Here is a 12,994-nt window from a genome sequence, read left to right on the forward strand (position 1 = left end):
AACATATGTCTCTTGGCATTTGCTGAAAGGAAGAGCGTTTATGGCTGGAAACGATCAGGTATTGGCGTATTATCGCGAGCAGAGCGCTTTGACGGACCCAGGCAAGTATGCTTATCTCTATGCCGACCTTCCACGTGATATGGCTGGCCTGGTGAGTGTGGTGCAGGGGCTGCTGATTCCACCTTATACAGAATTGTTGCGTGAGGGTTATGGGCTTGAAGTAGGCGAGATTGATAACGCGCTCTTTGGAGAGCGGCGTACCGAAGCTTTGCTGGCGCGTATCCTGCGGCGCCGACTAGAGCCTTTGACCATGCGGCGACCACCAGTAGATCGTATAGGCATGATCTGCCGTAATTTCGCCGTGTTGCTGGTCTCTATGCTGCGCTACCAGAGGGTGCCCGCGCGGGCGCGAGTCGGATTTGGTGGCTACTTCCGTTCAGCCTACGCCGCTGATCATCGCCTCGCAGAGTATTGGGATGCAATCCAGGAGCGTTGGGTGCGCGTTGACCCGATGATCGACGAGGTTCAGCAACGGGGTCGGGATATGGGTTTCAACCTGCTGGATATGAAGGCAGGCGATCCCTTCTGGCTGGCGGGTGAGGTCTGGCGGCGCTGCCGCGCAGGCGAGCTTGAGCCGTGGGACTTTGGCGATAGCGACGTGGACAGGGGCATGCCACCCATCCGCTACGCTCTCCTGCAAGACTTTGCCTATTTGAACAAGCTCGAAATGCTAGGGAATGACGACTGGGGCGCGTTAATTACAAAGCCCGAGGCGGAACTAACACGCGAAGACCTGGACCTGCTTGACCGTATCGCCCTCCTCACAGAGAACGCCGACACCCACTTCGATGAGTTACGAACGTCCTTTCCCCAGACAGCCTATGGCCAGACTGTGCTAGAGAGCATAGCAAAAGTATAAGCCCCTGAGTAGCCGCGTACGCCAGTAGCGGGCATAGCTGAGTAGCCGCGTACGCCAGTAGCGGGCGCCTGCCACTTGCGTACACGGCTACTATGAAGTGGCTGGTTGGATACTGACGGTGTCACAGCCAATGCGACCTTCCTGGCAGATGAGTGCGATAGCTCCACCCTCCAGGAGATTCTCTGTATCCTGAAGATCAAAGAGGGGTTGCTCGTTGATCCAGGCCTGGATGTGTGTTCCCTGCACCTGCAAGCTTAGTGCGTAAGGCTGATAGAGTTCCCAGGGGAATGACGTTTCGGCCAGCACGTGTTCTCCGTCTAGAACTTTGACCAGTTGGGCCCGCCCTGAGCGAGTCAGCAGGAGGGCATAGTAGCGCTGGAGGCCCTGTACGCACGCGGCCAGACCAAAGGCTTCGGCCAGGTGGGGCGTGAAGGTCGTGCTGATGCGGTAGTCTTGCCAGTCACGTGTTCCTTGAATGAGCAGACCCCGTCCGGTGTTTTGCACCAGGCGAAAGGACTCAGCTGCCCATGGCTCAAACTGGTCGACAGCGTTCGTCCAGGCGCGATGCCACATCTGTCCTCGCCGAGCGGGACGTGTCAGGGTTGTTATGGGTGCTCCCCGCCGGTCCAGGCTCTCCAGATAGACTCGTCCTGGATTGCCGCTTGCTTCGTTCCGTAGGGTAAGTCCGATCTCCATGATGGGTTCACCTGTTGTATCAGGAATTTGCCATGTCATGACTTGCTTTGCCTGTGGTTCCAGCGCAACAATCGGCCCCCAATACGTTTCTAGCTGATCCTCTGTCCCATAAGTACGCACGAAAAGCTGGACGCTTATAGGAGCTATATTCGCCTGATCGGCCAAAAGGCGCGCTTCTACAATCTGGCCAGCATAGAATGTGGGTGAGGCCAGAAGCTCATAGCCGGGCATATCCTGTGCAGAGGGTGGAATAAATGTCGGCGTTGCCAGCGAGGTCTCCCGCGCACCCTGATAATGAACGGCCAGGCAGCGTTGCGTGCTATTTAGAGGATGGACAACATTGCTGAGGATTGCGTTCGTTTCCTCTCCTCCAAGTTGAAAGCCTTGCAAGGAGCCGGGCAGCGAGAAGTTAAAGCGTGGCGGGAGGGTGAAAGGAAGACCGCGTAGTGCGTGCGCCACGCTGGCAAGCTGATAAGTTACCTGGACAGCGTCAGAGATGCAACTTCCTCCATCGGCGGTCGGCAGGTAGAGGCGGTCCGCCACGGGACCGCGCCAGTCGGGGCCAGCGTCCAGGGTTTGTAAACCATTTTTGATGGCTAGCAGACAGCCAACATTGCCCGAGTTACAGTCGGTATCCCAGCCACATGTATTGACGATCATCAGTGATTGCTGAAAATCGTCGTCTCCATACAATAGCGCGAGGATGATGAGGGCATGGTTGGGAATGACGTGGCAGCCACCACTGTAGCGATCATAGCCGTAACGAGCTACGATGCGCTCACGCGTCCTGCGCCAATCACCATCCTCCTGGTGCCAGGCACGGATGTCCTGGATCATCCTGGCTACAAGCGAGGTCGAGGGAATAAAGGAGAGCCCAATATCAAGGAGCGTGTCCAGGTCATGCTCAACGAAGGCCGCCGCCTCCATCGCCGCGATTACCTGCGCGGCGTAGACAGCCTCTCCATCATGGCTCACGCTTCCAGCCTTACGGGCCAGTTCCGCCGCCAGCACTGGATCACCCGGCGCGACCATCCCCCAACCATCGATAAAGATTTGCGCGCCGATCTGCTCGGCGACGACCTGGCCATTTAGCTTGCTGGAGCCACTTTTTGGAGCCTGGATGCCAGCTTTGAGCCGCAGATAGGCCGTATGCTCGGTAGAGGTTCCCATTCCGCCCCACCAGAGGATTGTGTGCCGCTCGATAATGTAGTTAAGCCACGTTTGTCCGATCTGGGCCGCGCTAAGATCAGGCGAGTTGCCATAATCGGCGAGGGCGCGCACAAAGGTAAAGGTACCAGAGAGATCATCGTCAGTCACTATGAGTGGAACGCCCAGTTTATCATGAACATAGTAGTTGATCTCGCCTAGCTCTTGCGCGATACGCTCATAGGTCCAGCCCTCAAAGGGCCGCCCCAGGTAGACACCGATTATCTTGCCCAGCACCCCGGCATAAACCCGTTCTATATAATCGGGTGGAAGTTCTTGCAGTGGAAAGCGCTCGTTATCTCGGTGCATCGTCATCGCCATCATTTCTATCCTTGTTTTAAATAAGGCACAGGGAGAACGTGATTCTTGAGCTTTATTATAGAACACAATTGAAATGACCGTTATAGGCTGATTCATACCTGTGCCTAGCTTTTCAATGCTCGCGAGGATGGGGCGGATACTCTTTCTCGCGAGCCGAGAGAGAGTTCGAAACTTGCGCGCAACTTTTGATAATCCTCTGGCATTATATTAAGTATGCAATTCAAATAACTCTACCATGTTTTGCGTAAGCATAGAGTGGATAAAAATACAAGTCACGATGGAGTGTACTATGCGCAAAAAAAGTATATTCTCAACTATTGGTACGGTTTCAGCTCTGGCTGCGCTTCTTTTGCTCGCGGCATGTAGCGGTGGTGGAACAACCTCGGCGTCTTCTTCTACCGCAACACCGACCTCATCAACTACTCAAACGCCTGCTACCGCGGAGACACCTGTGGCTAACAGCACACTGACTGCTACATTGCCCTCTTCGGTCAAGGGACCGCTGACCGCCATTCGCATGCTTACGACGCAGCAAGGGTGGGCTATGACGGCCAATGCCATACTCAAAACAACTGATGGCGGGAGGCACTGGACAAATGTAACGCCGCCTAATGCACCTGGTTACCAAGTCGCACGAGGAACCTTTATTGACAATCTTTATGCCTGGGTTGTTAGCGCTCAGGAGACCCAGAACAAGGTTATCATCCAGCATACGACCGATGGAGGGCAGACCTGGAGCAGCCTAACGCTCGATGTCCAGGACCCTGCGGGCGTTGATATGTTGCATTTTAGCGGCAACGAAGGCTGGTTTGAGGCTATCACCTCTCCTGGAGCTGGGAGCCAGGGCGCTTACATCTTCCGGACGACTGATGCGGGTCAGACCTGGAAGCTCATATCCCAGGCTGGAAGGAACGGTCTGCCGCTTGGTGGCTTCAAGTCAGGTCTCTCCTTTAAAGACGCGAGCACTGTCTATGCTACGATTCGCAGTACGACTGGTCAGCTAACCGATCCAGGCCTCTATGTTTCCCGTGATGGCGGTTTTACCTGGCAGGAACAGCAATTGACTCCCCCGGCTGGTCTTACTGTCCAGCAGATAGGCACAACGCCTCCCATCTTCTTTGGAAATACCGGTCTTTTGCCTGTCTATATCACCACACCAGACGGACATGCCCACCTGGTCCTGTATCACAGCAATGATGGTGGCTCATCCTGGTTTCCGACACTACCTATCGAAACGAGTGCCGATAGCACCTACGTTGCCGATACCTCCCACGCCTGGGCCTCTGATTGGCAGAGTGGTAAGCTCTTCTATACCACCGATGGTGGCAAGAGTTGGCAGACGGCCTTAGTTCGCCCTGGCAAGCTCAAAGAAATGAGCTTTGCCGATGCGAATAATGGCTGGGCCGTCACAGAGAGCCAGCTCCTACATACCTGGGATGGTGGCAAAACCTGGGGCAACATCTCCTACACCAATCAATAGCATTACATATTAGAGCGCACCCGGCAGCTTGCGTGCTGCCGGGTGCGCTCTAATAGGCACTTGAGTATGAATAGAACGAAAAACAACGCTAAGAAAACTCATTTCTCGCACTGTGACGGGCGATAGATGCTAGCGGAGGGAGGATGTCGCGCCGATTTCCACGAAATATGCCGTCGTGTCCAGGCGGCCCGCACCGGTAAAGACTTCCGCGCCAGCCTCCACGCTGATGAGATATTGCGAAGTGCTCAACCCACGTTCGACGAGATAGTCAAAGAATTCGCGCAAATCGAGCGCCTGTGAAGTGGTATTGGAGGTGCGGAGAAACGAATGGACCGGCCAGCCACACTGAGGCAGAGAACCCTCCCATAGCTCCCAGGTCGTCCCGCCAAGCTCGATGGAGGTCTGCTTTGTGCCGATTGGACGAATATCACCGCTTTGATAGAGCCAGATCATAATCTCATGATCGGCGTTAGCATTACCCAGGTGCGGGTCGGAGGAGAGCCAGAGGTCATATGACACATTGAGACTCCCAGGAGTTGTCTCTTGCAGGTGGAAATCCCAGGACGTCTGGACATTGCGGTGCTCGCAAAGCTGGAGAGGCAAGCCGGTGCCAGAGAGTTTCCAGCCCCAGTGCCATCCAAGCACTGCGCAATTGTAGGATTTCACGGTATCGACTGGCCCGCACCAGTCCCAACTGGTGCCCCAGGCAATGGCCGCATCGCTCTGCGACGTATCCCAGAGGTATTGCGAACCGGACCCGGTTTCGGCTCCCCAGAGATTGCTGTTGAGCCAGTATTTGCCCAGGGTGAACGAGTCACCGTCCTTGTGCAATTGTGTCATGCTATCCTCCTTGTGTTCTAGTGTGTGAAAAACACATCCGCGATAGACTACACGCGAGGTGCGGCGCAGGACTGACGCAGGATCAATTCTGGCTGCACAGTCACGCGACACGCGTCTTCTTTTGGGAGGCCGCCCTCGATCAAACGATGGATCAAGCGTGTCGCGTGGTCAGCCATCATCTCAACCGGTTGGCGGAAGGTAGTGAGGGAGGGAAACCCCTCGGCAGCCTCCTCGATATCATCAAAGCCGAGAATGGACAGATCTTCGGGCACCGTGCGGCCCACCTGCCATGCCCCACTCATCGCACCAAGAGCGAGCAGATCTGAGGCACAGAAGAGAGCGGTGGGCGGCTCTGACAGGGCCAGGAAGTGGCGCACGTGAGCGGCGGCATCGCTGCGTGAACTGTGGCAGTGCTGGGCATAGTACTCCTGCCACTCCAGGTTCCGCTCTTGCACAAAGCGCTGGAAACAGACGAGCCGCTCGCGCACTCCTGCATGCTCTAGATTGCCCAGAAACGCGATCCGGCGGTGCCCCAACTGGTAGAGGTAGTCCAGAGCTAGTTGGGTTCCAGCCTCCTCATCAATCGCCACTGCTGGAAGCGCCATCTGCGTCCCGCAGGCTACAGCGACACAGGGACGAGGGCGTTGCGTGAGCATCTGAAGCAGGGGCGCATCGCCTGGCAGGTTTCCCAGCAAGAAGAGGCCATCAAACCAGGGGTTGAGCAGAAACGCGAGATGCCGCTCGGCGGTGGAAGGATCAGAAGCAGCGTGTCCCACTAGAAGATCAAAGCCCTCCTGATGTGCTGCCCGCTGCAAAGCTCGGACCAGCACGCTCAGAAATGGATCGCCGAGATCACGAAGAATAGCTCCCAGAACGCCTGTGCGCTGGGTTCGCAGGGCGGCTGCAAAAGGATTGGGGGAATAGCCCAAACGCCTGGCAGCCTCTCTCACTCGTTCCACCGTGGCCTGGCTGATCGGAATGCTGCCCTCGCGCTGATTCAAGACGCGGGAGACCGTGCTCACCGAAACGTGGGCAGCTTTCGCGATATCCGCGAGGGTCAGGGAGGAATGATTCTCCATCACATTTTCCTTTTTAATACAATCGATCTACGTATAACGATTGCATTACACAGTGTACCTAACGTTGAAGGGCCTGTCAAGCATTGTCAGGGACGAAATAAAGGTATAGACGAAAGAGATGCCTTGTGCCGTGTTCGCTTACCAGGCAGTGCAGGCTATACGCTTGTGGTAAAATGAGCTTGATAAAGCTCCTGAAGGAGTTAGAGGTCAATTTTATATTTCTCTATTTGGAAAGATTATAGCGTATGCATATTGCAATTCAGCCTTTACTTGAAACTGATATAGACAGGACAGATATCGTTGTACAGGCGGCCTATGGTTCGAGTAGTCGCAAGACGACCCTCTACTACTATTTATACCTCCAGCCGGACGGGGCATTTGTGGCGAAGAAGGCTGACGCGATTGTAGGTTTTGGTGGCTTTCTCGACTATGACGATTTTGCCTACATCGGCATGATGTCTGTGGCGCCTGGCGAGCAGCGGCAGGGCATTGGTCAACGTCTATTAGAGGCAATTCTCAATCGCCTGGAGGAGCGAGGATGCCCTACAGTCCTCCTCGATGCCTCGCCCGGTGGCGCGCCCCTCTATCGCCGCTATGGCTTTTATGATGATGGTGAGGTGCTTGACCTCAAAAAGAGCCAGCAGGTGGAGTTACCAGGCAGCGGTGCTAAACCAATTCTCTCAGCAACCGAGGCCGATCTTCCAGAGTTACTGAGCTTCGATGCCTCCATGTTTGGGGGTGACCGCGCCAGGCTCCTCAAGACATATTGGGCTGAAAGCCCTGAGCGCACCCTTATCACGCGTGATGAATATGGACAAATCAGTGGTTATCTACTGGCACGGGCGAGTGTGCTGGGACCGTGGATTGCTCGGAACCAGGAGGTAGCTGAAAGGTTACTGCTAGCGGGATTGGCCCTGCCATTTCAGGATATGCCTCAGGTCTTCGTTGCCGCAGAGCACAGGGACGCCCTTGCGCTACTCACGCGCTATGGTTTTACCATTCAACGTTCGCTTCAACATATGTATAAAGGAACGAGAATAGCACGCCCGCGTACAACCAATATTTTTGGCCAGGCCAGCCTGGGTTTCGGCTAAAAGAGTGGTATTCGCGCCATTGTAACAAACATAGGAAAGGATGCCATCACAATGTCTGCCTCTGCCTCCTTACCAGAGAAGCTGGCCCAACTTGCTAGCTACTTTGAGCAGCATGGGAATTACATCTATAAGGGGAAGTCGCCTGAAAATTCGTCTCCTCTTTATGCCTATCTCAGCCAGCAAGTCAGCCGGGACCCTGACTTATTGGCTCTGCTTGTGAATGTAGATACCTCGACAACAGTCACCAATCTCTTTTTCAGTGCCGTTCACTTCCTCTTACTCAAGCAACCAGCACATCCCCTGGCAGAGTTTTATCCCGATCTCACAGCGCAAGCGCGCCCACCCCATGAGAGCTATCCTCCTTTTCGCTCCTTTTGCCTGGAGCATAAAGAAGCGCTTATCCACCTGGTAACGACGCGCCCAGTCCAGATCAACGAGGTTCGACGCTGCTCGGCCCTGGCGCTGGCATTCTGCGTGCTTGATCAACGCCTGCAAGGACAACCCCTGGCTCTTGTCGAGATCGGCACCAGTGCAGGGCTACATCTGCTCTGGGATAGCTATGCCTACGATTATGGTGAAGGTCGCTCCCTCGGCTCGCTGAGTTCACCAGTACGCATAGTTTCTGCGTTTGAGGGAAACTTCCCTATCCCTGGTAAGCAACCATTCCCTCTAGTTGCTTCGCGCGTGGGACTCGATCTCAATCCCCTGGATGTTCATAATGAGGATGATATGCTCTGGTTGCGTGCCCTGCTCTGGCCTGAGCATCATGATAGCCAGCAGCTTTTGCAGTCAGCTATAGAAGTGGCGCGCCAGTATACACTTACTCTCGTGAGAGGCGATGCCTCCATGACACTTCCGCAGGTGATAGCGGCGATACCACGAGAGCAAGCGCTCTGCATCTATCACAGCTATACTTTGAACCAGGTTCCCCGGCAGACGCGTGAATATATTCTCAAGCAGATCCTTCAACATTCAGAGCAACGCGACCTGTATCGCATTGAACAAGAAGGCTATTCGCTTCAGCAACCTCCTGGCCTGTTGCTCCACACCTATCATAAGGGACAGATGCAGAGCGAGCGCCTGGCATCCTGCGAATCACGCGGACGCTGGATCAAATGGCAGCCTACTCAAGTGAACTAAAAAAAGAAGAGTTGTTAGTAATCTTCTGAAAGAGCAAGCAGGCACTATATTGACAATGCTAGAGACTGATTTTATACTTTATTATTGCTTGGTTAAAAAATTGTAGTGCAGCTATGCTAGTCTATCATTCATGAACTTGATGCTATCTCCAGGATTTTTACTATCATGATGTTGTTCCATGTAATGTGCACATTCTGCTCTTAGATTGTGCTAAAACTCTTATTTTCGTCTCCTGTCAGAAATCCAACAAAGGAAAAACATGAACGATCTTTTTTTGGCACTTCCTTATGATGAGCTTGAAGAGTTAAACATTGGCGCGAGGGAAAAGCGCGACAAGGTTCCAGTGGAGGAACAGGAGCGCGAATATCGCTCTTATCTGGAGAAGGAAAAGCGCATTAGAGCAGTGACGCTCTGCTTCTCGGACCTGGAAGGGCGCTTCCACATGTTAGATTATGACAAGAAGTTTCTCTTAGAATCGGCAGATAATCTGACATTTGATGGTTCATCTATCCGAGGATTTACGGCTCAGCATGAATCAGATTTGCGTATCAAGCCTGATTGGAGCAGTTTTTTCTGGTTACCAACCGATCTTTTTGGACCTGGCAAAGTCATTATGTTTGCCAATATTTTAACACGCGAAGGTGGTCAGTATGCCTCTGATTTCCGTGGTTTATTGCAGAACTTCACGCGAGATCTCAAGGCACAAGAGGGTTTAAGCGCACTCGTAGCGGCAGAGGTTGAGGGATTTATGTTAGCGGGGCGGAACGCGGAGCAGAATTTTGATGAGAAGGATGGTTTTCAACTGCTCTCCACGAGTGGTTATTTCCATTCGTTGCCACGTGACCCGCTACGTCAATTTATCGATGAGGCTTCGGTGGTCCAGCGAGCTATGGGTTTTAAGAATGAGAAAGACCACCCTGAAGTGGCTCCATCTCAGTTTGAAATGAACTTTTCCTATGGAGAAGCCTTACGTGTGGCCGACCTGATTCAGCTCTACAAATTGCTCTGTCGTCAGGTTGCTAGCAACTTGGGCATGACTGCATGCTTTCTGCCAAAGCCTGTTATGGGTATTAACGGCAGTGGTATGCATATCAACATGTCTATGGCAAAAAACGGGGAGAATCTTTTCTACGATAAAGCGGGAAAAGGGCAATTATCGACCTTTGCGCATGATTTTATTTCCCGTACGCTTAACCATGCACAAGAGATCTGCCTGGTCTTGAACGCGAGTGTCAATGCATATCGTCGGCTAGATCCACATTTTGAAGCGCCGAATCAGATCAAGGTCTCGGCGATAGATCGGGGTTCAATGGTACGTATTCCGGTGGGCAACGAAAGGACCGCGCGTATAGAGGTCCGTTCTGTTGGTCCGGATGCCAATCCCTACCTGCTCCTTTATGTTCTTTTCAAAACGGGGCTACATGGCGAGCTTTCATCGGTATCTGCTACGGGGCATGAGCCAGCGAGCCTGTTGCCTGGTACCATTCAAGAGGCGATAGCGCTTTTTGAGTCTGGCGATTTCGTGAAAAAGATCCTGGGTAAGGAGAATATTGATAAATATCTGGCTTGCAAAAAACAGGTAGCCAGTCGCAGCCCTAGTGATCTGGGGACGTTGGTAAAGACATCTGAAGTCACCTATCATCACGAGATTACCAACCAGGGATTATGGAATAAATTCTAAGCCCCGCATTGAGTGTGCACTTGCACAAATCGCTAAAACGAGGTAAGCCCTTCCATCGACGCATGGAATGGAGAATGCCGAGTAGACGAGAGGCGTTGCAGCCTCCAAGCGCTGAGTAGCCCCAGGAGGCATTGTAGCCTCCAAGCCTCTAGAAGCTGTAGAGAGTATAGCATTAAGCGTCGTCCCCACCTCATCATCCCCCTCCGTTATCGGCCTCATTCTGAAAAGAGCTTTACGTGGTGTAGGACCCATACTGGCATGGACTCAAGACGCACAGGCAGGGAGAAGTCCAGAGTGGAAAGGTCGCTGCGCTCGGAGTTTATGCTAGCATAGGCCCTACAGGTGGCTTTTCTTGTCAAGGTACCACACACTACCTGAATTTATCGGTTAGCTTCTCTCTACGCAAATTGCCAGGGAGTGACCTGGGCGCGCTGGCGCTCGTACGCGGCGATCTTGTCCTGCATATGCAGGGTGCGGCCTACGGCATCCAGTCCCAGCAGGAGAGCCTCTTTACGGTAACTGTCGATCTCGAAACGTAGTACGCGGCCTTCAGGTGTCGTGACTGTTTGCTCCGCGAGATCGATGTGCAGGGTATAGCCCTCGGTGGTGTTGACCTCCTCGAAGAGCGACTGCACGGTCTCGGCATCGAGTGTGATGGGCAAGATGCCGATGTTCAGGCAGTTGTTATAGAAGATATCGGCGAAGCTGGGGGCGATGATGGCGCAAAAGCCATACTCGGCTAAGGCCCAGGGGGCATGCTCGCGTGAGGAGCCACAGCCAAAGTTCTCACGTGTGACCAGGACGCTGGCGCCCTGATAGCGTGGCATATTCAGCTCAAAGCTGGGATTAGGCTCTTTGGTGGTCTCGTTCGCGTAGCGCCAGTGTGAGAACAGGCCCTCGGCAAAGCCAGTGCGCGCCACAGAGGTCAGATACTGCGCGGGAATGATGGCGTCAGTATCGACGTTGGCGCGGTCCAGGGGCATAACGATGCCGGTATGTTCGGTAAATGCTTGCATTGAATAGTGCTCCTCTCCGCTCTTATTCCCAGGTGCGAATATCGACAAAATGGCCCGCAATTGCCGCCGCAGCAGCCATGGCGGGACTGACCAGATGAGTGCGCCCGCCCTTGCCCTGGCGACCTTCAAAGTTTCGATTCGAGGTGCTGGCACAGCGCTCTTCCGGTGCCAGGCGGTCACCGTTCATGGCGATACACATGCTGCATCCGGGTTCGCGCCACTCAAAGCCCGCCTCGGTAAAGATAGTATTGAGTCCCTCTTCCTCGGCCTGCCGTTTGACCAGGCCACTGCCGGGAACAACCATGGCATGGACGTGGTCAGCCACCTTCTTGCCTTTGACCATGGAGGCGGCGATGCGCAGGTCTTCCAGGCGGCTATTGGTGCAGCTCCCGATGAAGACGCGATCCAGCTTGATTTCTTCGATAGGCGTGCCAGGCTCCAGGCCCATGTAATCCAGGGCGCGGCGTGCGATGGCGGGATCCGAGAAGGCTTCTGGCTCGGGAACGATGCCAGTGACGGGTGCAACCATGGCGGGGGTTGTGCCCCACGTAACCTGGGGAGCCATTTCCTCGGTGGTTAGGGTAATCTGTTTATCGTATGTGGCGCCGGCATCGGTCTTGAGGCTATTCCAATAAACAATGGCCTTCTCCCAGGCTTCGCCCTTGGGGGCAAAGGGACGGCCCTGCAAATAGCTGAACGTCGTCTCGTCGGGCGCAACTACACCCATGCGTGCTCCAGCCTCAATTGCCATATTGCAGAGGGTCATACGGCCCTCCATCGAGAGCGAGCGAATGGCGGAGCCGGTAAACTCGATGCAGTAGCCAGTACCAGCGCCGGTGCCGATCTTGCCAATGATGAAGAGTGCCAGGTCCTTGGCGGTACAGCCAGCGGGAATAGGGCCTTCGACGCGGACCTCCATGGCCTTGGGACGGCTCTGGCGCAGGCACTGGCTGGCGAGTACATGCTCGACCTCGCTGGTGCCAATACCAAAGGCCAGGGCGCCAAATGCACCATGGGTCGCGGTATGGCTATCACCACAGACAATTGTCATGCCTGGGAGGGTAATGCCCTGCTCTGGCGCGGTCACATGGACGATGCCATTACGCGCATCATCCACACCAAAGAAATTAATGCCGGCTTCTTTCGCGTTCTGCTCAAACGTCTGAATCTGGAGCGCGGCCTTGGCATCCACGACCGGGACGCTGCTGCGTTTGCCCTGTACCTGTACTGGCGTAGTAGGAATACTGTGATCGACCACGCCAAAGGTCGCATCTGGACGGCGCACGCGCCGGCTGGCCTGCCATAACGCCGCGAAAGATTGGGGCGAGGTTACCTCGTGGACGAGATGGCGGTCAATATAGAGGAGTGTACCCTGCCCTGGTTCTTCGCTGATCGCGTGTGCTTCCCAGATCTTTTCGAAGAGTGTGCGTGGATGGGAGGATGTAGCCTGATCCATAGCAAATTACCTCTTTCTTAGCGTTACGTTTATCTTCTGATCCGAAAACCCTGAGCGCGCTTGCCG

The 12,994-nt window shown here is 54.3% G+C and carries 10 protein-coding genes; 5 read left to right on the forward strand and 5 right to left on the reverse strand.

Annotation, left to right across the window (positions count from 1 at the left end; genetic code table 11):
• Positions 1–40: 40 nt before the first annotated feature.
• Positions 41–919 (forward strand): transglutaminase-like domain-containing protein, encoded by an 879-nt coding sequence (locus JMJ04_RS40215; protein ID WP_201375977.1) that lies wholly within the window; start codon positions 41–43, stop codon positions 917–919.
• A gap of 90 nt (positions 920–1,009) precedes the next feature.
• On the opposite strand, the gene JMJ04_RS40220 is transcribed toward JMJ04_RS40215, so the two are convergent.
• The gene (locus tag JMJ04_RS40220) at positions 1,010–3,136 is read right to left on the reverse strand and encodes an ADP-ribosylglycohydrolase family protein (protein WP_236038927.1); all 2,127 of its coding nucleotides are present in this window, start codon (positions 3,134–3,136) and stop codon (positions 1,010–1,012) included.
• A 295-nt stretch (positions 3,137–3,431) separates the two neighbouring features.
• Here JMJ04_RS40220 and JMJ04_RS40225 point away from each other — a divergent pair, with 295 nt between their 5' ends.
• A complete protein-coding gene (locus JMJ04_RS40225; RefSeq protein ID WP_201375978.1) occupies positions 3,432–4,622 on the forward strand; it encodes a WD40/YVTN/BNR-like repeat-containing protein in 1,191 nt (396 codons plus the stop codon).
• 129 nt (positions 4,623–4,751) lie between these two features.
• Here the strand turns inward: JMJ04_RS40225 and JMJ04_RS40230 are convergent, their stop codons facing one another.
• The gene (locus tag JMJ04_RS40230; protein ID WP_201375979.1) at positions 4,752–5,462 is read right to left on the reverse strand and encodes a GH12 family glycosyl hydrolase domain-containing protein; all 711 of its coding nucleotides are present in this window, start codon (positions 5,460–5,462) and stop codon (positions 4,752–4,754) included.
• A gap of 47 nt (positions 5,463–5,509) precedes the next feature.
• Positions 5,510–6,541 (reverse strand): LacI family DNA-binding transcriptional regulator, encoded by a 1,032-nt coding sequence (locus JMJ04_RS40235; RefSeq protein WP_201375980.1) that lies wholly within the window; start codon positions 6,539–6,541, stop codon positions 5,510–5,512.
• Positions 6,542–6,786: 245 nt separating this feature from the next.
• Here JMJ04_RS40235 and JMJ04_RS40240 point away from each other — a divergent pair, with 245 nt between their 5' ends.
• The 3 genes from JMJ04_RS40240 to JMJ04_RS40250 all read left to right on the forward strand — a co-directional run bounded on the left by JMJ04_RS40240 (position 6,787) and on the right by JMJ04_RS40250 (position 10,456).
• Positions 6,787–7,635, forward strand: a complete 849-nt coding sequence (locus tag JMJ04_RS40240) for a GNAT family N-acetyltransferase (protein WP_201375981.1) — start codon at positions 6,787–6,789, stop codon at positions 7,633–7,635.
• A 51-nt stretch (positions 7,636–7,686) separates the two neighbouring features.
• A complete protein-coding gene (locus JMJ04_RS40245) occupies positions 7,687–8,775 on the forward strand; it encodes a DUF2332 domain-containing protein (protein WP_201375982.1) in 1,089 nt (362 codons plus the stop codon).
• A 259-nt stretch (positions 8,776–9,034) separates the two neighbouring features.
• The gene (locus JMJ04_RS40250) at positions 9,035–10,456 is read left to right on the forward strand and encodes a glutamine synthetase family protein (RefSeq protein WP_201375983.1); all 1,422 of its coding nucleotides are present in this window, start codon (positions 9,035–9,037) and stop codon (positions 10,454–10,456) included.
• Between the two features lie 398 nt (positions 10,457–10,854).
• On the opposite strand, the gene leuD is transcribed toward JMJ04_RS40250, so the two are convergent.
• Together leuD and leuC are read right to left on the reverse strand one after the other, a co-directional pair.
• Positions 10,855–11,472 (reverse strand): 3-isopropylmalate dehydratase small subunit, encoded by a 618-nt coding sequence (leuD, locus tag JMJ04_RS40255; protein ID WP_201375984.1) that lies wholly within the window; start codon positions 11,470–11,472, stop codon positions 10,855–10,857.
• Between the two features lie 22 nt (positions 11,473–11,494).
• Positions 11,495–12,928 (reverse strand): 3-isopropylmalate dehydratase large subunit, encoded by a 1,434-nt coding sequence (gene leuC, locus JMJ04_RS40260; protein ID WP_201375985.1) that lies wholly within the window; start codon positions 12,926–12,928, stop codon positions 11,495–11,497.
• Positions 12,929–12,994 lie beyond the last annotated feature (66 nt).

The sequence above is a fragment of the Ktedonobacter robiniae genome, from assembly GCF_016587375.1.
GTDB lineage: Bacteria > Chloroflexota > Ktedonobacteria > Ktedonobacterales > Ktedonobacteraceae > Ktedonobacter > Ktedonobacter robiniae.

What these genes read in the sequence shown, in the direction of transcription:
- JMJ04_RS40245 (WP_201375982.1), top strand. Translation starts at nt 7,687, where the DNA reads ATGTCTGCCTCTGCCTCCTTACCAGAGAAGCTGGCCCAACTTGCTAGC.
- JMJ04_RS40250 (WP_201375983.1), top strand. Translation starts at nt 9,035, where the DNA reads ATGAACGATCTTTTTTTGGCACTTCCTTATGATGAGCTTGAAGAGTTA.
- JMJ04_RS40235 (WP_201375980.1), bottom strand. Translation starts at nt 6,541, where the DNA reads ATGGAGAATCATTCCTCCCTGACCCTCGCGGATATCGCGAAAGCTGCC.
- leuC (WP_201375985.1), bottom strand. Translation starts at nt 12,928, where the DNA reads ATGGATCAGGCTACATCCTCCCATCCACGCACACTCTTCGAAAAGATC.
- JMJ04_RS40240 (WP_201375981.1), top strand. Translation starts at nt 6,787, where the DNA reads ATGCATATTGCAATTCAGCCTTTACTTGAAACTGATATAGACAGGACA.
- JMJ04_RS40230 (WP_201375979.1), bottom strand. Translation starts at nt 5,462, where the DNA reads ATGACACAATTGCACAAGGACGGTGACTCGTTCACCCTGGGCAAATAC.
- leuD (WP_201375984.1), bottom strand. Translation starts at nt 11,472, where the DNA reads ATGCAAGCATTTACCGAACATACCGGCATCGTTATGCCCCTGGACCGC.
- JMJ04_RS40215 (WP_201375977.1), top strand. Translation starts at nt 41, where the DNA reads ATGGCTGGAAACGATCAGGTATTGGCGTATTATCGCGAGCAGAGCGCT.
- JMJ04_RS40225 (WP_201375978.1), top strand. Translation starts at nt 3,432, where the DNA reads ATGCGCAAAAAAAGTATATTCTCAACTATTGGTACGGTTTCAGCTCTG.
- JMJ04_RS40220 (WP_236038927.1), bottom strand. Translation starts at nt 3,136, where the DNA reads ATGACGATGCACCGAGATAACGAGCGCTTTCCACTGCAAGAACTTCCA.